The following is a 24,776-nucleotide window of genomic DNA, read 5'->3' as shown; positions in this document are numbered from 1 at the left end:
ACGTGTTCACTCTTGAGACTTGGTATTCATTTTTCGTCCGAGGACGTTAAGAATCCATGTCACTTTGAGTGCCCACACAGATTGTCTGATAAATTGTTAAAGAGCAGTTGCAACGCGGCTTTCAGCTCACCGTTGCGAGGTCCCGTATAATACGTTTTCCTCATTCAGAGTCAAGCCTTTATTTTGCTTTTCTCTGTCGGTTTTCAGCGCTGAACTTCATCGCCGAAACCCTGCTGACCCGGCGGCTCGCTTGCCGTTGTTCCGTGTCAGTGGAGGCGCATTATAGGGAGTTCTGAGACGTTGACAAGCCCTGTTTTCAAAAAATTATTCAACCGTCTCTTTTTTGTGCAAAACGCCGTTAAAGCGGTAATTTTTCCAGCGTCGAGAAGCCATAGCGATGCAAAACGGGTAAAAGTTGTTCCGTTTCTGCCGTCAACGCCATGCAGAATGCTTTATTCTCGTCGCTGGACTTCGCATCCGGCGCTTCATGCTCTAACAGCCAGGCGGTGCGACGGGCAATCGCCGCGCCGGAATCAATCAGCCGCGTGCCTTCCGGCAGAACGCGCTGCAGCTCCTCCTGTAAAAGAGGAAAATGGGTGCAGCCCAGCACCACCGTATCCGGCGGCTCCTGCATCCGCAGCCACGGGCGCAGGATACGGCGCAGCTCTTCTAACGGCACAGGCTCGCCGTGCAGCTTCGCTTCCGCCAGCTCCACCAGCTCCGCCGACCCCAGCATCTCAATCCGACATTCATTGGCAAAGCGGTCGATCAGCTCACGGGTATAAGGACGCTTTACGGTACCGCGCGTCGCCAGCAGACCAACAATGCCGTTCGCCGTTAAGCGGGCGGCGGGCTTGATCGCCGGCACCACGCCAACAACGGGGAAGGCGAACTTTTCACGCAGGGCAGGCAGGGAGACGGTACTGGCGGTATTGCAGGCGATCACCGCCAGCGCCAGGGGATAACGCTGCTGGACAGCAGTGACGATTTCCACAACGCGCTCAACGATAAACTCCTCGCTCTTCTCGCCATAGGGGAAGGCAACATTATCGAAAGCATAGATGTAATGCAGATTCGGCAGCAGCTGCCGAATCTCATTATAAACCGACAACCCACCGACGCCGGAATCAAACACCAGCACGGTGGGACGTGGATCAGAAGGTGTAGCTGCCAGACAAGGTGTATTCCCGTCCTGCAGATTGGTAGCCATAAACTGTCTCGTAATCTTTATCGAACAGGTTGGCTATTTTACCACGAACTGTCAGGTGTGAGGTGACGGGATACGATAAACCGACATCCCAGAGGCTCAACCCACCCATATTGACGGTACGCGAATTGTCGTAATCATAATCGTAGCGCTTGCCGATGTAGTGATACGTCACATCCCAACCCAGATCGTAGACCTGGCCGTTCAGCTCGTATTTCATCTGCTGCTTCGCCCGGCGATAGAGGATCTTGTTAGTTTCATCATCGCGAGGGTCAACATACTGCAGCGTCAGATGGTGCTCTACCGGCCCTGTGGTGACATTTCCCGTCCACTCCAGCCCCTTGATCGTCGCCGACTTGACGTTGTAATAGGCGTTGTTGTCGTAATCGATGAGGTTTTGAATCTCATAGCGATACGCGGAGAGACGCCAGTCGACCGGCCCCGTTAACCCTTCAAGGCCCGCTTCCCATTGCTTCGACTCCTCTGGCTTCAGGTTCGGGTTAGAGGCGATGCCAAAGCGTTCTGCGCCGTACTGCTGCCCGAGGGAGGGGGCGAGGAATCCTGTGCCGTACGAGAGCGTTGTCCGATAACCGTCGATAAATTCCCAGCCAGCCGCCGTCTGCCAGGTACCGTGCCAGCCAAACTGCTCGTCATGATCCTCACGGCCGGAAGCTTCCAGCGTCACGCTGTCAATCTGCTGCTGGCCCGTCAGATAAAGACCGGTGGTATCGCGCTTATACACGTCGGTACTGGTCGTTCCGCTGGATTTCAGCTTCTCCTGTTTCCAGTCTACGCCGCCGCTCACCGCGCCATGGCCCACCACAACATTATTTCCCCACTGGATATAGCGCTGTTCCATATCATCCAGGGTGGTGCCCGCGGCATAGCGGCCAGCGTCGCTGCTGTAGTTGTAATCTTTAATACGCTGATAGTTCGCAATCAGCTGGGAGGAGTAAATTCCGGAGTGGTAGTGCAGACCGGTATCCCAGGATTGGGTATAGGACTGATCTTCATCGTTTCCACCTGCGTAGCCCCAGTTACCCTGGTCATAGTCAGCATTGGCGGAATAACCATAGCCGCGGAAGAATCCCGAGAAGTTATCATCGAACTGATGCTGTACCCCGCCCCACAGCATTTTATTGCGGTAGCCGTCGCGATCGCTGTCGCCGCTATAAGAGGAGTTCGGCTGGACGTTAAACCCTTTGGTGGTCTGATAGGCGCCGGCAGCGGTAACCAGCGTATCGCCAAACCGCTTGTTGAAGGCGCCATCATAGGACTGATAGCCGTTCGTTCCCGCGCCGGCGTTGATCTGCGAACGCTCAGCGTCGGTCATGGTGATAATGTTCACCACCCCGCCGATCGCTCCGGAGCCATACACCGCGGAGCGCGGGCCGCGGATATATTCCACCCGCTGGACCAGAGAGATAGGGATCTGACTGATATCCACGCCGTTGGAGATCCCCGGACGCGCCATCGGCACACCGTCGATCAGCACCAGCACGTGGCGAGCCTCCGTCCCCCGAACATACAGCGAAGCGCTCTGCCCCATGCCGCCGTTGCGGGCAATATCGACCCCGGGAAGACGACGCATGACATCGTTTAAATCTTTGGACTGCCAGCGGTCGATGTCATCGCGCGTCACTATATCGGTCGGCGCCAGCACGGTATTGACCGGCTGTTGAAAACGGTTTGCTGTCACCACCAACGTATCTGAATTGCTATCCTGCGCCCAGCCGGAAAATGCCGTGACGGATAAGGCCGTCATCAGCGAAGCTTTTTTAATCATTGTAAAAGCATCCGAAACAGAAAAAGGATGCCGCAGGTTTTATCAGTTGCTCGCGACGATAAAACCCAGTGCGACGTATTCCGGCAGGTCTTCGGGCTTGGAGGCTGTTTCAAGAAATAATGACTTCCCACGGCTAACCGCAGTGTCTGCACCGAGTGCGCTCATTTCTCACCTTCCTTACCGCTGCGCGTCAGCCCCAGATTTCCACTGGGTTCCCTTTTAACTCACAGGACCGGTAGGCGAATGCTACAATCAGAATCATATAGATGTCCAGACTGCTAATTATATTTCCCGCGGCATTCGAGGCTGGACATCCCCGGCGCTTTCCCTACAATCCCCGCGTACTTATTTTATTCAGGATACATCATGACCCCCGAACACCTTCCTACCGAACAATACGAAGCGCAACTGGCAGAAAAAGTCGTCCGTTTGCAAACCATGATGGCGCCTTTTGCCGCGCCGGTTCCGGAAGTGTTTCGTTCGCCGGTCAGCCACTACCGTATGCGCGCCGAGTTCCGTCTGTGGCACGATGGCGACGACCTGTACCATATAATTTTCGATCAGCAGACCCGGTCGCGGATTCGCGTTGACAGCTTCCCGGCCGCCAGCGCGCTCATCAATCAGCTGATGACCGCCATGCTGGAGGGCGTACGCAACAATCCCGTGCTGCGCCATAAGCTGTTCCAGATTGACTATCTGACCACCCTCAGCAATCAGGCGGTCGTCTCGCTGCTGTATCATAAAAAACTCGATGATGCCTGGCGTGAGCAAGCGGAGGCGCTGCGTGACGCCCTGCGAGCCCAGGGGCTCAATGTGCATCTGATTGGTCGGGCGACCAAAACTAAAATCGAGCTCGATCAGGATTATATAGATGAACGTCTGCCGGTTGGCGGTCGGGAGATGATCTACCGTCAGGTGGAAAACAGCTTTACCCAACCGAACGCGGCAATGAACATTCAAATGCTGGAGTGGGCGCTGGATGTCACCAAAGGAGCGACCGGCGACCTGCTGGAATTGTACTGCGGCAACGGTAACTTCTCGCTGGCGCTGGCGCGTAATTTCGATCGCGTCCTGGCCACCGAAATCGCCAAACCGTCGGTGGCGGCGGCGCAGTACAACATCGCCGCCAACCATATCGACAACGTGCAGATTATCCGCATGGCGGCTGAAGAGTTTACTCAGGCGATGAACGGCGTGCGTGAGTTTAACCGGCTGCAGGGTATCGATCTGCAAAGCTATCAGTGCGAGACCATTTTCGTCGATCCGCCGCGTAGCGGGCTGGACAGTGAAACGGAAAAAATGGTGCAGGCCTATCCGCGCATTCTGTACATTTCGTGCAACCCGGAAACGCTGTGCCGCAATCTGGAAACGCTAAGCCAGACGCATAATGTTACCCGGCTGGCGCTGTTCGACCAGTTCCCGTATACCCATCACATGGAATGCGGCGTGCTGTTGACCCGGAAATAGGCCAAAAAAAACCGGCAACGTCATATTGCCGGTTTTTTATCACTGGCGGCTTATTCGGCTGCCGTATTTTTGCGGTTACGCATCTTGTAGCCGATCCAGAAGACCATCGCGACGGACAGAACGGCCGGGAAGAAGTTAGAGCCGATATCAGGGTACTCCGCACGCACGACGGTGCTGTACAACAGCACCCCGAGAATAAAAAAGGCAGCGGCGAGGCCCGGTAGCCCGACGGGCATACTGCGATTCTGATAGCGCTGGTGCAGACAGTAGACCGTCAGCAGCAGGGATAAGATGGGGAAGACGGAAAACGGAACTATCGAACTGAACAGCGCCGCAAAGGCGCCATTAATAGATAACCCGGCAATCAGCGCCAGCAGCAGCGTACCTTTATCTTGAACTGAGTGTTTCATTGCTCGTCCTTCACGTTATTCGGAATGATGTGACATTTTTTCTTGTTCACGGCGATACCAGTAATACGCGCCTTTAGAGATCATTCTGAGCTGCAGTACCAACCGTTCTTCCAGCTGTCGGCGCTGTTCAGGGCCGACATCCAGCGCTTCCGCGCCAGCGCTAAAAACGATGGTGACCATAGCTTCAGCCTGCGCTTCGGTAAAGGCGCGCGGCATATGGTTTTCGAGTTCTAAATAGTCGGCGAGTTCCGCAATAAAGTGCTGGATCTCGCGTGCGACGGCGGCGCGAAACGCCGCAGAAGTTCCCGAGCGCTCGCGCAGCAGCAGGCGGAAGGCGTTCGGGTTGTTACCGATAAACTCCATAAAGGTCGAGACCGAGGTGCGGATCACGCTGCCGCCTTTGGCAATCCGCTGGCGCGCCTGGCGCATCAGCTGGCGCAGCATCAGTCCGCTCTCATCGACCATCGTCAGGCCTAACTCATCGACATCGCGAAAATGACGATAAAAGGACGTCGGCGCGATCCCTGCTTCCCGCGCCACTTCACGCAAACTCAGGCTGGCGAAACTCCGCTCAGCGCTAAGTTGGCTGAATGCAGCTTCCACCAGCGAACGGCGGGTTTTTTCTTTTTGTTGTGCTCTTACGCCCATCACGATGTATGAATCCTTCCAATAGCCCTGCTGGCACTATACCAGAGATTAAAACTAATCGGTTTGCCCTGGATTGTGAATGATTGTTTACGAGCCGTTTCTGCTTTTATGCCGCAAAAAAGCACAACGATAATTGGGTTAAAGCGCAGCGAATGTTATCATCGTGTTTATTTTATGTATAAAACAGGTGAGTAATGCCATGTCACACTCTTGGGATTATGATGCAATAGTGATTGGTTCCGGTCCTGGCGGCGAAGGCGCCACCATGGGACTGGTGAAACAGGGAGCACGCGTTGCCGTCATCGAGCGCTACCATAATGTCGGCGGCGGTTGCACCCACTGGGGCACCATCCCGTCGAAAGCCCTCCGCCATGCCGTCAGCCGTATTATCGAGTTTAACCAAAACCCCCTCTACAGCGACCACTCCCGCCTTCTTCGCTCTTCTTTCGCCGACATCCTTAACCATGCCGACAGCGTCATCAACCAGCAGACTCATATGCGCCAGGGATTCTATGAGCGCAACCACTGTGAAATTCTGCAGGGCAATGCCCACTTCGTTGATGAGCATACTCTGGCGCTGGAGTGTCATGACGGCACGGTTGAGACGGTGACCGCGGAGAAATTCGTTATCGCCTGCGGCTCTCGCCCCTACCATCCGGCGGATGTCGATTTCCACCACCCGCGCATCTATGACAGCGATTCGATTCTCAGCCTGCAGCATGAGCCGCGCCATGTGATCATTTACGGCGCCGGGGTAATCGGTTGTGAATATGCGTCGATCTTCCGCGGCATGGAGGTGAAGGTCGATCTGATCAACACCCGCGATCGTCTGCTGGCCTTCCTCGATCAGGAGATGTCAGATTCGCTCTCTTATCACTTCTGGAACAGCGGCGTGGTCATTCGCCACAACGAGGAGTATGAGAAAATTGAGGGGGTGGATGACGGGGTGATCATGCACCTGAAGTCCGGTAAAAAACTGAAAGCCGATTGCCTGCTGTACGCCAACGGCCGCACCGGCAATACCGACACTCTGGCGCTGGAAAATATCGGTCTGCAGACCGATAGCCGCGGTCAGCTGAAGGTCAACAGCATGTATCAGACCGCCCTTCCGCACATCTATGCGGTTGGGGATGTCATCGGCTATCCGAGCCTCGCCTCCGCGGCGTACGATCAGGGACGCATTGCCGCCCAGGCGCTGGTGAAAGGCGAAGCCTCAGCGCATCTGATTGAAGATATCCCGACCGGGATCTACACCATTCCGGAAATCAGCTCCGTCGGGAAAACCGAGCAGCAGCTGACGGCGATGAAAGTGCCGTATGAGGTGGGTCGCGCTCAGTTTAAACACCTGGCGCGGGCGCAAATCGTTGGCATGAGCGTGGGAACCCTGAAGATCCTGTTCCATCGGGAGACCAAGGAGATCCTCGGCATTCACTGCTTTGGCGAACGCGCAGCCGAAATCATTCACATCGGCCAGGCAATCATGGAGCAGAAAGGTGGTGGTAACACCATTGAGTACTTCGTCAACACCACCTTTAACTACCCGACCATGGCGGAAGCGTACCGGGTTGCCGCGCTGAACGGCTTAAACCGCCTGTTTTAACGCCTTGTCGAAATGGCCATCCATCGTGCCGCGGATGGCCTCCGCCAGATGTTCGTAGCGGCTGCGCAGCGGTGAGCCCGGACGGTAAACCAGACCGATGGTGCGTCTTGGCTCTGGCTTAATGCACGGCAGGTAGACCACGCCATCGCGTTTTCTTTCCTGCGGCACCGCCAGCGCAGGCAGCAGGGTAATACCGCTGCCTGCCGCTACCATATTGCGCAGCGTTTCCAGGCTGGTCGCGCGGAAGTGGGTATCCTCATCCGCCCCCGCTTCAAAGCAGAAGCCCATCGCCTGATCGCGCAGGCAGTGCCCATCCTCCAGCATCAGCAGCTTTTCACCGGCCAGATCCGACATCGGCACCCGATCGCGGTTTGCCCACGGATGATCCTCATAGATAGCCAGCATCATCGGCTCATCGAACAGCGGCACCTCGATAAAGGCCTCGCTCTCTTTGACCAGCGCCAGGATGGCGCAGTCGAGCTTACCGCTGTCGAGCTGAGCCAGCAGCTGATGGGTCTGCGCTTCGTGCAGATACATTTCCAGCTTCGGGAAGGTCTGATGCAGCATCGGAATGATGTGCGGCAGCAGGTACGGGCCAATTGTCGGGATCAGGCCGATATGCAGCGGCCCGGACATGGTTTCCCCTTGTTGGCTTGCCATCTCCTTGAGCACTTTTACTTCGCGTAACACGGTACGCGCCTGATCCACCAGCAACAGCCCCGCCTGGGTAAACAGAACCTTACGGCTGGTGCGCTCCAGCAGCATGACGCCAAGCTCATCCTCCAGCTTGCGGATCTGTCCGCTGAGCGTCGGTTGGCTCACATGGCATGAGTCAGCCGCCCGCCGGAAGTGGCGGTGTTCGGCGAGCGCTACCAGGTATTCAAGATCGCGAATATTCATTATTCATCCTCCATCGCCACGATAGTCCATGGCGATAGATAGCATAGCAACGAACGATTATCCCTATCAAGTTTTCTGTTCAATAATACACCCATAAAGACGGTGAACCTCTGAAAACCACTGGCCCGTCACACTGTTTCTCTACCCGAACAACTAAAGCCAACGTGAACTTTTGCGGACCTTGCGTCCGCTTTTTTTTTTGCATAAAAAACCCGGCGTCGCTGGGCTCGGCCGGGTCAGGGGAGGCAGATATCTAAGGATTAGCTCAGACGGGCCTTCGCCTCGCCGATAGCCTGCGCCACCTGCTGCGGCGAGACGCCGCCTTTTGCCGCGCGTTTATCCAGGCAGGACTGCAGCGACAGGATCGGATAAACATCGTCCACAATCACCGGGCTGAATTTCTGCAGATCGGCCAGGGCCAGCGCTTCCAGCGGTTTCCCTTGCGCAATGGCTTCCACCACCGCTTCACCGACAATATGGTGCGCCTCGCGGAACGGTACGCCTTTCGCCACCAGATAATCCGCCAGCTCCGTGGCGTTGGCATAGCCCTGCTGCGCCGCTTCCGCACAGCGCGGACGTTTTACCTGGATGCCATCCAGCACCAGGGTCGCCATATGCAGGCAGTCGAGCCAGGTATCCAGGGCGTCGAAAAGCCCCTCTTTATCTTCCTGCATATCTTTGTTGTAGGCCAGCGGCAGCCCTTTCAGGGTCATCATCATGCCGGTCAGCGCGCCCTGCACGCGACCGCATTTGCCACGGATAAGCTCCAGGGCGTCCGGGTTTTTCTTTTGCGGCATCAGCGAGGAGCCTGAGGTTACGCGGTCGGAAAGCTCGACGAAATTCGCCTCGCCGGAGTTGAAGAAAATCAGATCTTCCGCAAAGCGCGACAGATGCACCATGCCGATAGAGGCATCGGAAAGCAGCTCCAGAACATGGTCACGGTCGGACACGCTGTCGAGGCTGTTGCGGGTGGCGGAGGCAAAGCCCAGCCACCCGGCCAGCTGCTCGCGGTCGATCTCATACGCCGTTCCCGCCAGCGCGCCGCAGCCCAGCGGGCTAACGTCGAGGCGCTTCAGTGCGTCCTGCAGGCGGCTTTCGTCGCGCGCCAGCATTTCGACATAGGCCAGACACCAGTGCGCGAACGTCACCGGTTGGGCGCGCTGCAGGTGGGTGTACCCCGGCATCACCGCGCCCTGGTTCTGCTGGGCCGTCTCCACCAGCGCGCTCTGCAGCTGGCGGTTCGCCGACAGCAATTCGACAACGGTATCTTTGCACCACAGTTTAAGATCGGTAGCGACCTGGTCGTTACGGCTGCGGCCGGTATGCAGTTTCTTGCCCAACTGGCCCACTTTGTCGATCAGTTTGCCTTCCACCCAGCTGTGAATATCTTCGGCATCGCTGGCGAGGATTTGCTGCGGATTGGCGCGCACCTCTTCCAGTAGCACATTCAGCGCTTCTTCCAGCTGCTGCTGTTCAGCGGCACTCAGAACGCCGACCGTTACCAGCGCTTTCGACCAGGCGACAGAGCCAACGATATCCTGCTCCGCCAGACGATAGTCGAAGCGCAACGAGTCATTGAACTGTTTAAACCGTTGATCTGCTGCCTGTGTAAAACGCCCGCCCCAAAGTGCCATAACATGCTTCCTTTATTCATTAGTTCCGCCGGTGGCGTTGTGCCTCCCCGGCCTACGGTCTTGTAAGCCCGGCAGACAACGCGCCGCCGGGCATGAAATCTTAAGCCAGAATACGTGTGCCGATTGGCGTGCCGTTAAACAACGCCGGCAGCTGCTCGGCGTGACGCCAGGAGGCGATGTCCACCGGACGGCCCAGAGCGCGTGCGGCGTCAAGGGCCGCATTCACTTTAACAATCATGCCGTCGGTGATAATCCCCTGCTCGATCAGCTGTTCCGCTTTCTCGGCGGTCATCTCGGCAATGCGCTGCCCTTTACCGTCGAGGATACCGCTGACGTCAGACAGCAGGATCAGATCCGCCCCCAGGGTGGCCGCCAGCGCCGTCGCCGCCTGGTCAGCGTTGACGTTCATCAGCTGGCCTTCATCGGTCACCCCGATAGAGCTCACCACCGGCAGGTAACCGCCGGCCAACAGGGTGTTGATCAGTGCCGGGGAGCCCGGCTGCGCCAGCCCGACATGGCCCAGCTCAGCATCCAGCTGCGTCACCTTCACGCTATCGCCATCGCCGAGGAACAGGCCGACAGAGGCCAGACCGTGCTTTTTCGCCCACGCCAGCAGCGTCTTGTTGGCGGTACCCGCCAGCGCGCCGGTGATGATGTCGATTTGCTCAGCCGGCGTAACGCGCAGGCCATTTTTCTTCTGCACCGGCAGGTTGAGCTGCTTCATCAGCTCATCCACCACGCAGCCGCCGCCGTGGACGATAATCAGCGGACGCTGGTGCGCTTCACGGTAGTTAACCAGCGCGGTAAACAGGCGCTCCAGCGCTTCTTCGCTATCGAGTAATACGCCGCCAAGTTTGATAATTAATGGGTTCATCATCACACCTTAAATAAGAGACTGCGTCTCAGCGAAGCCGAAACGAATATTCGCGCACTGCACCGCCTGCGCTGCGGCGCCTTTCAGCAGGTTATCCTCTGCCGCGACGACGATGAGATGATCGTCCTGCACGGCAAAACCGATATCACAGAATGGCAGGCCTTCGACGCTTTTCAAAGCGGGCACGCCTTTATCATATAAACGTACCAGTGGTTTATCGGCGTAAGCCTGCTGGTAAACCGCCGCGATCTGCGCATGGCCGACGCCCGGCTTCAGACGGCAGGTAATGGTTTCCAGAATGCCGCGCTTAAAATTACCCAGGTGCGGGGTAAAAATTACCTTTGCCCCGAGGTGGCTGGCAATCTCCGGCTGATGGCGATGGTTAAATATGCCGTACGGCTGCAGGCTAACTTCACAGAAGCTGTTGCCGATCGCGGCCTTACGACCCGCGCCGCTCACCCCGCTGGTGGCGTTGATCACTGGCCACTGGTTGAGATCCAGCAGACCGGCATCGATCAGCGGCTTCAGCGACAGCTGCGCCGCCGTTGGGTAGCAGCCAGGCACCGCGATTAACTGCGCTTCTTTAAGCGCATCCGCGCTCCACTCCGCCAGACCATACACCGCCTGTTTGAGCAGGTCGGGATGCTGATGAGTGAAACCATAATATTTTTCGTAGAACGCCCCATCGTTAACGCGGAAGGCACCGGAGAGATCGAACACCACGCAGCCGGCGGCAAGGAACTGCGGCGCCAGATCGTGACTCACTTCGTGCGCGGTGGCGAGAAACACCACGTCCACGCCAGCGCTGAATTCGCTGATATCGGACATCGGCTGCAGCGGCATATCGACAATGCCTTTGAGCTGCGGATGCAGGTCGGAAATTAATTTTCCCGCATCATTGCTTTGCGCGGAGACCGTCAAAGCGGTTATGTTCATATGCGGATGACGATTGATATAGGTCACCAGCTCTGCGCCGGCATAACCACTGGCACCCACAATCAGCGTATTTAACATTGGAAGCGCATCTCCTTACATTCGATGGGTTTTCTTACGCTCAACGATATTGTATTTTTATTCACAATAAATGCATGAATATTGATACTATCACGACCCAAGGTGTGTCAACAATGAAAAACAATTTACCGCCCTTTATCGAGATCTACCGCGCGTTGATCGCCACACCGTCCATCAGCGCGACCGAAGAGGCTCTCGATCAAAGCAATGAGTCTTTAATCAATTTGCTGGCCGGCTGGTTCCGCGATCTCGGCTTCAACGTCGAGGTACAGCCAGTGCCGGATACGCGCCATAAATTCAATCTGCTGGCCAGCACCGGACACGGCGCCGGCGGCCTGCTGCTCGCAGGGCATACCGATACCGTGCCGTTCGATGATGGCCGCTGGACGCGCGACCCGTTCACCCTCACCGAACACGATAACAAGCTCTACGGCCTCGGCACGGCCGATATGAAAGGCTTTTTCGCCTTTATTCTCGACGCCCTGCGCGATGTCGACGTCACCACGCTGAAAAAACCGCTGTATATTCTGGCCACCGCCGACGAAGAGACCAGCATGGCTGGCGCGCGCTATTTTGCCGAAACCACCCAGCTGCGCCCGGACTGCGCCATCATCGGCGAGCCCACCTCCCTGCAGCCAATCCGCGCCCATAAAGGACATATGTCCAACGCGATCCGTATTCAGGGCCAGTCCGGCCACTCCAGCGATCCGGCGCGCGGGGTCAACGCGATCGAGCTGATGCACGACGCCATCGGCCGGATTATGCAGCTGCGCGATCTGCTAAAAGAGCGCTACCACTTCGAGGCGTTCACGGTCCCTTACCCGACCCTCAACCTCGGCGCCATCCATGGCGGCGATGCCTCAAACCGTATCTGCGCCTGCTGTGAACTGCATATGGACATCCGCCCGCTGCCGGGGATGACCCTCAACGACCTTAATGGTCTGCTGGGCGAGGCGCTGGCCCCGGTCAGCGAACGCTGGCCAGGCCGCCTGACGGTCTCGGAGCTGCATCCGCCGATCCCCGGCTATGAGTGCCCACCGGACCATAAGCTGGTGCAGGTGGTTGAGAAACTGCTTGGCGCCCAGACCGACGTGGTGAACTACTGTACCGAAGCGCCGTTTATCCAGACGCTGTGCCCAACGCTGGTTCTCGGCCCGGGCTCGATCAACCAGGCCCATCAGCCTGACGAGTTTCTGGAGACGCGCTTTATCAAGCCGACGCGGGAGCTGATTAGCCAGGTGGTCCACCACTTCTGCTGGCACTAAAATCGCCCTCTTTTTCCGCCCCGTTCTCCCGGGGCGGAACGGTGACGATCGTCACATTTCCATAAGCGATGCTTATCAAGCGCCCCCTGAGTTAAATTTCGCAAATTACGGGTATTTACTCGTTTGCTGAAGCGATTTCGCAGTAATTGACGTGGGGGTATTTACGTGGCTTTATAAAAGACGGGTTGCTTATCCGTTGCTCACGTTCCAGCGCAGCGGATATAACAAAATAAAATGAGATGGGGTGTCTGGGGTAACATGAACGAACAATATTCCGCATTGCGTAGTAATGTCAGTATGCTCGGCAAGGTGCTGGGCGATACCATCAAGGATGCATTGGGAGAAAATATTCTTGATCGTGTCGAAACTATCCGTAAGTTGTCCAAATCTTCACGCGCCGGCAACGAAGCTAACCGCCAGGAGCTGCTGACCACGCTGCAGAATTTGTCTAACGACGAACTGCTGCCGGTAGCCCGTGCCTTCAGCCAGTTCCTGAATCTGGCTAACACCGCTGAGCAGTACCACAGCATTTCGCCGAATGGCGAAGCGGCCAGCAATCCGGAAGTCATTGCGCGTACCCTGAGAAAGCTCAAAGACCAACCCAATCTCAACGAAGAGACCATCAAAAAAGCGGTGGAATCTCTGTCCCTGGAGCTGGTGTTAACCGCCCACCCGACCGAGATCACCCGCCGGACGCTGATCCATAAAATGGTGGAAGTGAACAACTGCCTCAAGCAGCTGGATAACAAAGATATCGCGGACTACGAGCACCACCAGCTGATGCGCCGTCTGCGCCAGCTGATCGCCCAGTCCTGGCATACCGATGAAATTCGTAAGCACCGCCCTTCCCCGGTCGATGAAGCCAAATGGGGCTTCGCGGTGGTGGAAAACAGCCTGTGGGAAGGGGTGCCTAACTACCTGCGCGAGCTGAACGAACAGCTGGAAGCCAACCTCGGCTATCAGCTGCCGGTGGACTTTGTCCCGGTGCGTTTCACTTCGTGGATGGGCGGCGACCGCGACGGCAACCCGAACGTGACCGCCGATATCACCCGCCACGTGCTGCTGCTCAGCCGCTGGAAAGCGACCGATCTGTTCCTTAAAGATGTGCAGGTGCTGATCTCCGAGCTGTCGATGGTGGAGTGTACCGACGAATTGCGCGCCCTGGCCGGCGCCGAGGGCGCTCAGGAACCGTACCGTTATCTGATGAAGAAACTGCGCACTCAGCTGATGGAGACCCAGGCCTGGCTGGAAGCGCGCCTGAAAGGTCAGAAGCTGCCGAAACCGGCGGGACTGATCACGCAGAACGAGCAGCTGTGGGAGCCGCTGTACGCCTGCTATAAATCGCTGCAGGCCTGCGGCATGGGCATTATCGCCAACGGCGAACTGCTCGACACCCTGCGCCGCGTGAAGTCTTTCGGCGTACCGCTGGTGCGTATTGATATCCGTCAGGAAAGCACTCGCCATACCGAAGCGCTGGGCGAAATGACCCGTTACCTCGGGATCGGCGATTACGAAAGCTGGTCAGAAGCCGACAAACAGGCTTTCCTGATCCGCGAACTGAATTCCAAACGTCCGCTGCTGCCGCGCCAGTGGGAGCCGAGCGAAGAGACCCGCGAAGTTCTCGACACCTGCAGAGTGATCGCCGAGGCGCCGCGCGGATCGATCGCCGCCTACGTGATCTCGATGGCCAAAACGCCGTCCGACGTGCTGGCGGTTCACCTGCTGCTGAAAGAGGCCGGGATTGGCTTCGCCCTGCCGGTGGCTCCGCTGTTCGAAACGCTGGACGACCTGAACAACGCCAACGACGTCATGACCCAGTTGCTGAATATCGACTGGTACCGCGGCTTTATCCAGGGCAAACAGATGGTCATGATCGGCTACTCTGATTCCGCGAAAGACGCAGGGGTGATGGCCGCCTCCTGGGCGCAGTACCAGGCGCAGGATGCGTTGATCAAAACCTGTGAGAAAGCCGGGATCGAACTGACGCTGTTCCACGGTCGCGGTGGCTCCATTGGCCGCGGCGGCGCGCCGGCCCACGCCGCGCTCCTCTCGCAGCCGCCGGGAAGCCTGAAAGGCGGCCTGCGCGTTACCGAGCAGGGTGAGATGATCCGCTTTAAGTACGGCCTGCCGGAAGTCACCATCAGCAGCCTGTCGCTCTATACCAGCGCGATCCTCGAAGCCAACCTGCTGCCGCCGCCGGAACCCAAACCGCAGTGGCGCGACATCATGGCCGAGCTGTCCGACGTGTCGTGCAAGATGTATCGCGGCTATGTGCGTGAAAACAAAGATTTCGTACCTTACTTCCGCTCCGCCACTCCGGAGCAGGAGCTGGGCAAACTGCCGCTGGGTTCGCGCCCGGCAAAACGTCGCCCGACCGGCGGCGTCGAGTCGCTGCGCGCCATTCCGTGGATCTTTGCCTGGACCCAGAACCGCCTGATGCTTCCGGCCTGGCTGGGCGCTGGCGCTGCGCTGCAGAAGGTAGTCGAAGGCGGAAAACAGAGTGAACTGGAAGCGATGTGTCGCGACTGGCCGTTCTTCTCCACCCGCCTCGGCATGCTGGAGATGGTTTACTCGAAGGCCGACCTGTGGCTGGCGGAGTATTACGATCAGCGCCTGGTGAAACCGGAGCTGTGGGCGCTGGGTACCGAGCTGCGCAAGCTGCTGGCTGCCGATATCAACGTCGTGCTGGCCATCGCCAACGACTCCCATCTGATGGCTGACCTGCCGTGGATCGCCGAGTCTATCCAGCTGCGTAATATCTATACCGACCCGCTGAACGTCCTGCAGGCGGAACTGCTGCACCGTTCACGCCAGGCTGAAGAAGAGGGCAAAGACCCGGATCCGCGCGTTGAACAAGCGCTGATGGTCACCATCGCCGGCGTCGCCGCCGGTATGCGTAACACCGGCTAATCGATGTCTTCCCCCGGCCACCCGGCCGGGGGATTTCTCACCCGTTCTAGTGGTGCAACATCTCATCAACGATCTGTTCTTTATGCAGCGCATACGGATAATAGGTCGGCCAGTTATCCATCTCTTTCAACAACGCTTCCTGTGATTCATTGCCCATGAAAATATGGAAATGCTGCGATTTACGCGGACCAATGATATGGTCGCTGAACTGGACATATTTTGGCGCGTTGGCATCGCCCTGCTGGCACTCGAACAGATAACGTACGCCCTTCTTACCGGAGGCGTAATGCAGAATTTTGTAGCCTGAATAGCGGTATTTGCAGCTGTTGACGGTCTCGCCGACGTGGAACTCAATCACGTCATCTTCAATGCCAATCTGTTCCACATCGGTGGCGTAGCCCTTCTTATAATAGGCGCGATACTCCTCCACGCTCTTGCCGCCGGGCTTTTTCGCCTTCTGCTCCAGCACCGGATCGAGATCGCCGTTGAGCAGATATGGGTTCACCGACTGCCAGACGCCCTCCCAGTCGCTCAGCGCGCGGTCCTGCACATCTTTATCCGCAAAAATGCCTTCGCTGGCCTGACGCTCCACTTCGGTTAGCGCCGGCCCATGGCTATGGTTGCCGTGGGCGAACGCCTGGGCGCTGGCTAGCGCCATGCCGAGTCCCAAGGCCAGCAGGGGGATCTTTCTGGTCATTACTCTCTCCTGAGTTTGTTATCAATGGCGACAAATTGTTACGATATAACATATCTTAAGTGAGAAGCAATAGCGACAGGCTGGCGCTTTTACCGCTGGAATAATGTCCGGTATGATGAAAAGGTTGATGCGCGGGGCGGAACAATGATGGACAACGATATCAATCAACTTATTGATGCATTGCTAAAAAAGCAGACCAGCCTCGGCCGGGTTTATTTCGCCGGCGAGACGCGCTCGCCTGCTGAACCGGTGGTGCAGGTTGATTTTCCCCGTCTGAATATCCTCCTCGATGGGCAATTGCGCGACCAGGCGCTCGGCGATAACGCCCCGCCCCTGGAGACCCATGACGTGCTCTATATTCCTGGCGATAGCTGGAACTGCCCACAGTGGCAGGCGCCCTGCCTGCTGTTAAGCATCCTGTTCGCTAAGCAGCAGCTGGAGTGCTCGCTGCAGCACTGGAATGGCAAGACGATCGCCGTTGTTGAAAAACTACAGGCGCTGCGTCGCGGGCCGCGCGTCGGTTCCTTTCTGCTGCAGGCGCTCAACGAGATCCGGATGCAGCCGCAGGAGCAGCAAACCGCCCGCAGCATCGTCATCAGCCTGCTCAGCCACTGCCATGATCTTCTCGGCAGCCAGGCGCAAACCTCCTCGCGCAGCCAGGCGCTGTTCGAGGCAATCCGTCAGTACATCGAGGTCCATTACCCGGAGCCGCTGAGCCGGGAATCGGTCGCCCAGGCGTTCTATCTCTCTCCTAACTATCTTTCTCATCTGTTCCAGAAATGTGGGCCAATGGGCTTCAATGAATATCTGAACCACATTCGTCTCGAACAGGCCCGTATGCTGCTGAAGGGCCACGATATGAAAGTGAAAGACATCGCCCACGCCTGCGGCTTCGCCGACAGTAACTACTTCTGCCGCCTGTTCCGCAAAACCACGGAACGCTCGCCGTCTGAATACCGCCGCCAGTACCATAGCCAGCTGACGGAAAAATCATCCCCGGCAAAAAACTAGATTTTTGTGTGTTAAACCTGACTTTTGTGCGCGCTATAGTTTCCTCTCATCCCAGGCTGCGTCGATAAATGTGATCTAAATCATCCTTAATCGCGATGCGTACATTTATCCAGTTTTTGGCAAATTTGTCATCTGGCGATCCTTCAAACGAAAGCCGTATGCTTACCTCAACGACAGCACCGAATTAAGCATTGAGGAAAACACTATGGAACTCTATCTGGATACCGCCAACGTCGCCGAAGTGGAACGCCTGGCCCGCATCTACCCGCTGGCCGGGGTGACCACCAACCCGAGCATTATCGCCGCCGGAAAAACACCGGTCTGGGATGTACTGCCGCGCTTGCAAAAAGCCGTTGGCCCGGAAGGGATTCTGTTTGCGCAGACCATGAGCCGCGATGCGCAGGGCATGGTGGCAGAAGCCAAACGCCTGAGCAACGCCGTACCGCGCATCGTGGTCAAAATCCCGGTCACCGCCGAAGGCCTCGCCGCTATCAAGCTGCTGAAGAAGGAAGGCATCCCAACCCTTGGCACCGCCGTCTACAGCGCCTCACAGGGTCTGCTGGCCGCGCTGGCCGGCGCAAAGTACGTCGCGCCTTACGTTAACCGCGTCGACGCTCAGGGCGGGGACGGCATCCGCATGGTGCAGGAGCTGCAATCCCTGCTGGAAATGCATGCGCCCGAAAGCAAAGTGCTGGCGGCGAGCTTCAAAACGCCCCGTCAGGCGCTGGATTGCCTGCTGGCTGGCTGCGAAGCCATCACCCTTCCACTAGATGTAGCGCAACAAATGCTCGGCACCCCTGCGGTAGAGTCAGCCATAGAGAAGTTTGAACAGGACTGGAATAACGCCTTTGGCACGCTGAACCTGTAACCGGACCCGCGCGCCGCCTGCGGGCGGCATCACGGTCATCGAGGAGGAATCGTAATGGATCGCATTATTCAATCACCAGGCAAATACATTCAGGGCGCAGGCGCCATCAAGCGCCTTGGCGACTACCTGAAACCGCTGGCCGAACGCTGGCTGGTCGTTGGCGATAAATTCGTGCTGGGATTCGCGGAAGAGATGCTACGCAAAAGCCTGGCCGATGCCGGCCTGGCGGCGGAAATCGCGCCGTTTGGCGGTGAATGTTCGCATAATGAAATCAATCGCCTGCGCGATATCGCCGGCAGTGCGAAATGCACCGCCGTGCTGGGGATCGGCGGTGGTAAAACCCTGGATACCGCGAAAGCGCTGGCCCATTTTATGAAGGTGCCGGTGGCGATCGCCCCTACCATCGCCTCCACCGATGCGCCGTGCAGCGCGCTGTCGGTGATTTACAGCGACGAAGGGGAGTTCGACAGCTATCTGATGCTGCCGCATAACCCTAACATGGTCATTGTCGATACGCAGATCGTTGCCGGCGCGCCGGCTCGCCTGCTGGCAGCCGGAATTGGCGATGCGCTGGCCACCTGGTTCGAAGCCCGCGCCTGCTCACGCAGCGGCGCCCCCACCATGGCGGGCGGGAAATGCACCCAGGCGGCGCTGGCGCTGGCCGAGCTGTGCTACAACACCTTACTCGAAGAGGGTGAAAAAGCGATGCTGGCCGCCGAACAGCACGTGGTCACTCCGGCGCTGGAGCGGGTGGTGGAAGCCAACACCTATCTGAGCGGCGTCGGTTTTGAAAGCGGTGGCCTGGCGGCAGCCCACGCAATTCATAACGGCATGACGGCCATCCCTGACGCTCACCACTATTATCACGGTGAAAAAGTGGCGTTCGGCACCCTGACGCAGCTGGTGCTGGAAAACGCGCCGGTGGAAGAGATCGAGACCGTCGCCGCGCTATGTCACAGCGTTGGGCTGCCGATCACCCTGGCGCAGCTGGATATCAAAGGCGACATCCCGACCAAAATGCGCCTGGTGGCGGAAGCCGCCTGCGCTGAAGGCGAAACCATTCACAATATGCCGGGCGGGGTTAACTCCGACCAGGTCTACGCCGCGCTGCTGGTCGCCGACCAATATGGCCAGCGCTTCCTGCAGGAATGGGAATAATCCAGAGCAAAACAAAACACCCGGCGTCAGCCGGGTGTTTTTTATGTTTATCTGCCGGACGTGTCGCCCACTGGCGGCGGAAACGGCAAGCACTCAGGCCGGACGCACGCCCAGCGTATGGCAGATGGCGTAGCTCATTTCGGCGCGGTTCAGGGTGTAGAAGTGGAAATCTTTTACCCCTTCCCGACTTAAAATCTTCACCATGTCCATAGCGATGTTAGCCCCCACCAGCTGACGGGTTTCGGCATCGTTATCGAGACCTTCGAACATTTTCGACATCCACACCGGGATACGAACGTTGGTCATATCCGCAAACTTTTTCGCCTGTTTAAAGTTGGATACCGGCAGGATACCCGGAATAATTTCCACGTCGATGCCCGCTGAGACGCAGCGATCGCGAAAACGCAGGTAGCTTTCCACATCGAAGAAGAACTGGGTGATCGCGCGGTTGGCGCCTGCCTCGACTTTGCGTTTCAGGTTGAGTAAATCCGCCTGCGCGCTTTTCGCTTCCGGATGCACTTCCGGATACGCGGCAACAGAGATATCGAAATCCCCCACCTCTTTCAGCAGGCTGACCAGATCGGCGGCATACATCTCCGGTTTACCGCTGCCCGGCGGCAGGTCGCCGCGCAGCGCGACGATATGGCGGATGCCGTTGTTCCAGTAATCCTGGGCGATAGTGCGCAGCTCATCGCGAGTCGCATCGATACAGGTCAGGTGCGGCGCCGCTTCCAGACCGGTTCGCTCTTTAATGCCCTTGATGATGCTGTGGGTGCGATCGCGCTCGCCGGAGTTCGCGCCATAGGTCACCGAGACAAACTTCGGTTTCAGACTGCTCAGGCGATCGATGGATTTCCACAGGGTTTGCTCCATTTCACTGGTGCGCGGCGGAAAGAATTCAAAGGACACATTAATCTGGCCCTGGACTTCCGCCAGGCTCTGATTCAGGGCTTCCCGCTGATTGGCGTGAAAAAAGCTCATACCTTACCTCATCAATCGCATGTAATGGCTGTTGTATTGCGAACTTCTATACGTTTAGACGTCCAGATGTAAAAATGACGGAAAAGCGCGCGGGCGTCAATAGAAAAATCTGCGTAAAGAGTGAGGAAAAGGCGGCCAATATGAAAAAAATTCATCTTCCGGCCAGAATGGATGCCGCGCAGGAAGAATTCGATCCGATGAAATTTGAAGCAGTTCAAAAAACCAGCATCTCCCCATGTTGGCCATAGCGATTGTTATTGCAGCCGCTTATCGCTTGGTTCAGAGTAAGTAGAACGTTCTACTAGAACGTTCTACTTACGCAATAATGCTTATAAAATCTATTCTGGGATATCACCATGAGTCTGTGGTCAGGGTTCATAAAATCATTATCAAAACTGTCGATGATCGGCCGCGCCTTGATGCTGCCGATTTCGCTCCTCCCGGCCGCCGGCTTACTGTTGGCCTTCGGGGATAAATTCCATATGCCCTTGATGATGAACGCCGGCGGTATCATTTTTGATAACCTGCCAATGCTGTTCGCAATTGGTTCAGCCGTGGGGCTGGCATCAGAATCGGGTATCGCTGCGCTGTCGGCAGCCGTCTCCGTCTTCATCACTAATATCACCATTAGCACTGTGCTCGGCATTACGCCGGAGATGGCCTCTCAGGGCGGAAAATATGCCATGGTCGTCGGCATCCCGACGCTGCAGATGGGGGTTTTTGGCGGTCTCATCTGCGGTATTCTCGCGGCGTGGTGCTATAACCGCTTCCATGCGATGCAGTTGCCTGAGTTCCTTGGCTTCTTCTCGGGTAAGCGTTTCGTGGCGATCGCCACAGCATTTCTCTCATTTATCCTCGGCCTGCTGTTGCCTTATGTCTGGCAACATATCCAGGCTGGTATTGACTCACTGTCGATGGTGGTAAACGGCGACAACCAGGCTGCATCGACCTTTATTTTCGGCCTTGTTGAACGGGCGCTGATCCCACTGGGACTGCACCACATATGGTATCCCTCTTTCTGGTACTCTTTCGGCGATTACACCACTCAGGCAGGCCAGGTGATCCACGGCGACCAGACCATCTGGTTTAAAATGCTGGAAGAAGGAGTGAAATCTTTTAGCTCTGATAGCTACCAAAACGCTGGGAAGTTTATGCAGGGGGAATTCCCGCTTATGCTGTTCGCGCTTCCAGCTGCCTGTCTGGCGATGTATCACGAAGCGCATACTAAGAATAAAAAAATCGCGGCCGGTATTCTCTTCTCTGCCGCGCTGACCTGCTTCCTGACCGGCATTACCGAACCCGTAGAATTTACCTTTATCTTCGTGGCGCCGATCCTGTACGTCTTCAACGCCATCATGGCGGGGCTCTCGTACATGACAATGTATCTGCTGCATGCGCATATCGCTAAATCCTTCTCGGCGGGGCTAATTGACTATATCTCCTTCGGTATTCTGCCGTCGCTGAACGGCTATCAAACCCACTTCCTCAATGCGGTTATCGTTGGCGTGCCGATGGGGCTGATTTATTATTTCACCTTCCGGTTCGTTATCCGTCGCTTTGATGTGAAAACACCAGGCCGTACCGATATCACTGTCACCGCCGATGATAAAACCGACGCGGAGCTGGCAACGGAGATCGTCAATCTTCTCGGTGGTTCACAAAATATCGATTCCGTCGGGGCTTGTATCACCCGCTTGCGCCTGGAAGTGGCTGAGCGCGATGCGGTTGATAAAGATGGCCTCAACGGCATCGGCGCACGCGGGGTGGTCTTCGTCGGCGATAACGGCATCCAGATTATTTTTGGCGCCAGGGCGCAATTTATCGCGCAAACCATGTCGGGGATGATTGGCAAATAACAAGAAGGTGTTATGGTGTGGAAGTAGGCTTACCGTGGGTAAGCCTATGTCTGCGATCTGACGGTAATACACGCGTTGTCATGGAGCGATTTTGAAGAAAGTCAGCATTATAGATGTGGCGAAACTGGCCGGCGTCTCCGTTTCGACGGTGTCGCTGGTATTACGCCAGAAAGGGAAGATCTCCGACGCCACCATCGAAAAAGTCAACGCGGCCATCCAGGAACTTGGCTATGTACATAACGTCGCCGCCGCTAACCTTCGCGCCAATACCACCAATTTGATCGGCCTGATCCTGCGCGACTTCAACGACAGTTTTTCCATTAAAGTGATGGCGAATATCGTCCAGGAGCTGGAGAAGCAAGGCTATATGGTGATCCTCGGCCAGCCGCGCGACGATCATGACTATCTGGCCCGCTGCCTGCTGTCGTTTAAACAGCAGGGCGTCGCCGGCGTGATATATCTGGATGCCGATACCACCAGCAATGCGCTGCCTGCGGCGTTACAAGCATGTCCTCTGCCGCTGGTCGCCGTCTCGCAAACGCCGCTCTCCGGCCATCATGACCAGGTGGTCCGCGATAATCGCCAGGCCGCCAGTATCGCCGCCCGCTATTTGATTGAACGCGGCCATCGCTACATCGCCTATATTGGCGGACAGGATAATGACCTGATTCGTCAGCAGCGGCTGCTTGGCTTATACAGTACGCTGGAGAAAAACGGCATGACCGTACGGGAGGAATTTGCTCCTGCCTGCAGCGACAATACGCAGGCTGCCAGTATCGCTACCCGCCAGTTGCTGGAAAAAAATAATGCCATTACCGCCCTGCTGTGCCACTCACCGGATGCAATGATTGGCTGCCTCAGCGGCATTCATCAGGTTGGACGCACGGTGGGAAAAGATGTCTTTCTCACTCAGCAGGTGGCGCTGGTGGGTTTTGAAGACATGATGCACGTGAATTTGACCTCGCCATCCTTCACTTATGTCTCTTCCGCCAGCGAAGAGACAGGACGTCAGGTAGCCTCGCTCATTATCCGCAAAATCAAAGAACCTGCCCTGCCGACCCAGCGCATTACCCTTTCCGGACAGCTGGTGGCTCGAGAGTCAGCCTGAGGCTAGCCAGTCGTCAGGTGCTCATCCAGCAGTGAGAGCCATTGCTGCACGGATTCTGCCCGGTGAGGCGCATAGATCACCCCAAGGCTTAACGGCATGCTGTCGCCTTCAGCGACAGGACAGAACACCACCCCCTGACGCTGGATTGCGGAAAAGGACGCCGGCAGGAGGATCATGCCTTCCCCACGCGCAATTCGCGCCAGCAGCACATCATGTTCGGCAGGCTCTTCCACATAAGCGGGGGTATAGCCAGCCCGGTCGAAAATGCGTCGCGTATAGTCAAAGAAATCGGGGTTACGCTCACGTTTAAACCAGAACAGCGGCCGGTGATTGAGCGCGCTTAGCGTTAACGCTGATGTGGCGGCTTCCGGCCAGGAGGTTGGCACTGCCGCGATAAGCGGCTCCTGATACGGCAATGGGTGCAGGTGCAGCCCTTCAGTATTGAGCGGCAGCGCAACCAGCGCTGCATCGAGTTTGCCTTTGCGCACCTGCTGAGCCAGCGCCGGTGAAGCGTGGCGGGTGATATGCAACGCGCGGGTATGTTCGCTCAGCGCAGATTCAACAGCGGCGAAAATGCCTTGTTCGAAGGCGGTCGTCACGCCCAGACGCAGAGACGGCGGTGAGTGAACGGAGAGCTCACTCAATGCCGCCAGCGTGCGTTCCTGGAGCGCCAGCATGGGCCGAATCATTGCCAGCACCTCTCTGCCCGCGTCGGTAAGGATCAGGCCTTTGCTATGGCGCTGAAACAGCGTCACCCCCAGCTGCGCTTCCAGATGGCGCATATGGCGACTCAGCGGCGGCTGCGAGATAAATAACCGCTGCGCCGCCCGGCTGATGTTATTTTCCTCCGCCACCACCGCAAAGGCGCGCAGCAGGCGGATATCGAGAGAATGCAATCGCGAAGTTGTCATACTGAAAAGGTATCACGAAAAGGGTATTACTCAAGTCCGGCAAACTTCCCTACCCTTCCTCTCAACGCTTCATCACAGAGAGGAAAAAACGATGTCCAGCGAACGTTATATCACCGGTCAGGAAATGCTTCAGCGCGTGGACGGTCACGGCGGGGAAGCCGTCGTCGACAGCCTGCGGGATATCGCCCCCGACTTCGCCCGCTATCTGATTGAGTTCCCCTTCGGCGATATTTACGCCCGGCCAGGGCTTGATTTGCGCAGCCGGGAAATCGCCACCATCGCCGCACTCACCGCGCTGGGTAACGCCGAGCCGCAGCTGAAAGTGCATATTGCCGCGGGATTAAATGTTGGTCTGACGCAAGAGGAAATTACGGAAGTGATCATGCAGATGGCGGTCTACGCCGGATTCCCGGCGGCGCTAAACGGCCTGTTTGCCGCTAAAGCGGTTTTTGCGGCGCACTAACAAAAAAG

General features: G+C 57.0%; 22 protein-coding genes and 1 riboswitch. Of the genes, 11 read left to right on the top strand and 11 right to left on the bottom strand.

Translation table 11 applies throughout. The features are described 5' to 3' along the window. Positions 1–358: 358 nt before the first annotated feature. Both murI and btuB read right to left on the bottom strand, forming a co-directional pair. Positions 359–1,210 carry a glutamate racemase gene (murI, locus tag ACQUTP_RS23335; RefSeq protein ID WP_023291541.1) on the bottom strand — a complete coding sequence of 284 codons (852 nt, stop codon included), beginning with the start codon at positions 1,208–1,210 and terminating at the stop codon, positions 359–361. Beyond that, on the bottom strand, positions 1,155–2,993 hold the full coding sequence (gene btuB / locus ACQUTP_RS23330) for a TonB-dependent vitamin B12 receptor BtuB (RefSeq protein WP_285755400.1): 1,839 nt from the start codon (positions 2,991–2,993) through the stop codon (positions 1,155–1,157). Before btuB ends, murI begins: the two co-directional genes overlap by 56 nt. Before the next feature lie 65 nt (positions 2,994–3,058). Further along, positions 3,059–3,245: riboswitch (cobalamin riboswitch) on the bottom strand. 114 nt (positions 3,246–3,359) lie between these two features. Here btuB and trmA point away from each other — a divergent pair. Further along, positions 3,360–4,460 (top strand): tRNA (uridine(54)-C5)-methyltransferase TrmA, encoded by a 1,101-nt coding sequence (trmA, locus tag ACQUTP_RS23325; RefSeq protein ID WP_004203692.1) that lies wholly within the window; start codon positions 3,360–3,362, stop codon positions 4,458–4,460. 50 nt (positions 4,461–4,510) lie between these two features. Here the strand turns inward: trmA and ACQUTP_RS23320 are convergent, their stop codons facing one another. Further along, positions 4,511–4,870, bottom strand: coding sequence for a YijD family membrane protein (locus tag ACQUTP_RS23320; protein WP_004203691.1), 360 nt, complete (start codon positions 4,868–4,870; stop codon positions 4,511–4,513). Between the two features lie 15 nt (positions 4,871–4,885). Next, positions 4,886–5,521 (bottom strand): HTH-type transcriptional repressor FabR, encoded by a 636-nt coding sequence (gene fabR / locus ACQUTP_RS23315; RefSeq protein WP_004151856.1) that lies wholly within the window; start codon positions 5,519–5,521, stop codon positions 4,886–4,888. A 196-nt stretch (positions 5,522–5,717) separates the two neighbouring features. On the opposite strand from fabR, the gene sthA reads away from it, so the two are divergent. After that, the gene (gene sthA / locus ACQUTP_RS23310; RefSeq protein WP_285755402.1) at positions 5,718–7,118 is read left to right on the top strand and encodes a Si-specific NAD(P)(+) transhydrogenase; all 1,401 of its coding nucleotides are present in this window, start codon (positions 5,718–5,720) and stop codon (positions 7,116–7,118) included. On the opposite strand, the gene oxyR is transcribed toward sthA, so the two are convergent. The 4 genes from oxyR to argC form a co-directional block, all read right to left on the bottom strand. Continuing rightward, on the bottom strand, positions 7,101–8,018 hold the full coding sequence (gene oxyR, locus ACQUTP_RS23305) for a DNA-binding transcriptional regulator OxyR (RefSeq protein ID WP_002883015.1): 918 nt from the start codon (positions 8,016–8,018) through the stop codon (positions 7,101–7,103). The two genes, sthA and oxyR, sit on opposite strands and share 18 nt — an antisense overlap. Positions 8,019–8,278: 260 nt before the next feature. Beyond that, entirely contained in the window at positions 8,279–9,652 is a 1,374-nt protein-coding gene (gene argH, locus ACQUTP_RS23300) for an argininosuccinate lyase (protein ID WP_285755404.1), read from the bottom strand. Between the two features lie 100 nt (positions 9,653–9,752). Continuing rightward, positions 9,753–10,529 (bottom strand): acetylglutamate kinase, encoded by a 777-nt coding sequence (argB, locus tag ACQUTP_RS23295; protein WP_087833757.1) that lies wholly within the window; start codon positions 10,527–10,529, stop codon positions 9,753–9,755. Between the two features lie 6 nt (positions 10,530–10,535). Beyond that, a complete protein-coding gene (gene argC / locus ACQUTP_RS23290; RefSeq protein ID WP_048293960.1) occupies positions 10,536–11,540 on the bottom strand; it encodes an N-acetyl-gamma-glutamyl-phosphate reductase in 1,005 nt (334 codons plus the stop codon). 113 nt (positions 11,541–11,653) lie between these two features. Between argC and argE the strand changes: the two genes are divergently transcribed. Continuing rightward, complete coding sequence (gene argE, locus ACQUTP_RS23285) at positions 11,654–12,805, top strand: acetylornithine deacetylase (protein ID WP_004203688.1); 1,152 nt, start codon at positions 11,654–11,656, stop codon at positions 12,803–12,805. A 258-nt stretch (positions 12,806–13,063) separates the two neighbouring features. Then, positions 13,064–15,715 (top strand): phosphoenolpyruvate carboxylase, encoded by a 2,652-nt coding sequence (gene ppc, locus ACQUTP_RS23280; RefSeq protein WP_017899812.1) that lies wholly within the window; start codon positions 13,064–13,066, stop codon positions 15,713–15,715. Positions 15,716–15,761: 46 nt separating this feature from the next. Here the strand turns inward: ppc and zinT are convergent, their stop codons facing one another. Next, positions 15,762–16,412, bottom strand: a complete 651-nt coding sequence (gene zinT, locus ACQUTP_RS23275; protein ID WP_004203686.1) for a metal-binding protein ZinT — start codon at positions 16,410–16,412, stop codon at positions 15,762–15,764. A 69-nt stretch (positions 16,413–16,481) separates the two neighbouring features. Here zinT and ACQUTP_RS23270 point away from each other — a divergent pair, with 69 nt between their 5' ends. From ACQUTP_RS23270 to gldA, 3 genes are all read left to right on the top strand, one after another. Then, positions 16,482–17,423 (top strand): AraC family transcriptional regulator, encoded by a 942-nt coding sequence (locus ACQUTP_RS23270; protein ID WP_227667577.1) that lies wholly within the window; start codon positions 16,482–16,484, stop codon positions 17,421–17,423. Positions 17,424–17,628: 205 nt separating this feature from the next. Further along, positions 17,629–18,291, top strand: coding sequence for a fructose-6-phosphate aldolase (gene fsa / locus ACQUTP_RS23265; RefSeq protein WP_048293958.1), 663 nt, complete (start codon positions 17,629–17,631; stop codon positions 18,289–18,291). Between the two features lie 54 nt (positions 18,292–18,345). Beyond that, positions 18,346–19,449 (top strand): bifunctional L-1,2-propanediol dehydrogenase/glycerol dehydrogenase, encoded by a 1,104-nt coding sequence (gene gldA / locus ACQUTP_RS23260; RefSeq protein WP_428902458.1) that lies wholly within the window; start codon positions 18,346–18,348, stop codon positions 19,447–19,449. Positions 19,450–19,542: 93 nt separating this feature from the next. On the opposite strand, the gene metF is transcribed toward gldA, so the two are convergent. Continuing rightward, a complete protein-coding gene (gene metF / locus ACQUTP_RS23255; protein ID WP_004203682.1) occupies positions 19,543–20,430 on the bottom strand; it encodes a methylenetetrahydrofolate reductase in 888 nt (295 codons plus the stop codon). A gap of 74 nt (positions 20,431–20,504) precedes the next feature. On the opposite strand from metF, the gene ACQUTP_RS23250 reads away from it, so the two are divergent. From ACQUTP_RS23250 to ACQUTP_RS23240, 3 genes are all read left to right on the top strand, one after another. Then, positions 20,505–20,678: a hypothetical protein gene (locus ACQUTP_RS23250; RefSeq protein WP_017899816.1), complete on the top strand. Its 174-nt coding sequence runs from the start codon at positions 20,505–20,507 to the stop codon at positions 20,676–20,678. 108 nt (positions 20,679–20,786) lie between these two features. Next, complete coding sequence (locus ACQUTP_RS23245) at positions 20,787–22,286, top strand: PTS transporter subunit EIIC (RefSeq protein WP_023319432.1); 1,500 nt, start codon at positions 20,787–20,789, stop codon at positions 22,284–22,286. Positions 22,287–22,377: 91 nt separating this feature from the next. Next, the gene (locus tag ACQUTP_RS23240; protein WP_023319431.1) at positions 22,378–23,394 is read left to right on the top strand and encodes a substrate-binding domain-containing protein; all 1,017 of its coding nucleotides are present in this window, start codon (positions 22,378–22,380) and stop codon (positions 23,392–23,394) included. Positions 23,395–23,396: 2 nt separating this feature from the next. On the opposite strand, the gene ACQUTP_RS23235 is transcribed toward ACQUTP_RS23240, so the two are convergent. Next, the gene (locus ACQUTP_RS23235) at positions 23,397–24,305 is read right to left on the bottom strand and encodes a LysR family transcriptional regulator (RefSeq protein WP_023319430.1); all 909 of its coding nucleotides are present in this window, start codon (positions 24,303–24,305) and stop codon (positions 23,397–23,399) included. Positions 24,306–24,396: 91 nt separating this feature from the next. Here ACQUTP_RS23235 and ACQUTP_RS23230 point away from each other — a divergent pair, with 91 nt between their 5' ends. Beyond that, on the top strand, positions 24,397–24,768 hold the full coding sequence (locus tag ACQUTP_RS23230; RefSeq protein WP_004203680.1) for a carboxymuconolactone decarboxylase family protein: 372 nt from the start codon (positions 24,397–24,399) through the stop codon (positions 24,766–24,768). The last annotated feature ends 8 nt before the right edge of the window (positions 24,769–24,776 follow it).

The sequence above is a fragment of the Klebsiella sp. 2-CIP_Kleb. genome, from assembly GCF_050378715.1.
GTDB lineage: Bacteria > Pseudomonadota > Gammaproteobacteria > Enterobacterales > Enterobacteriaceae > Klebsiella > Klebsiella quasipneumoniae.
This window is presented reverse-complemented; position numbering and strand designations above follow the sequence as displayed.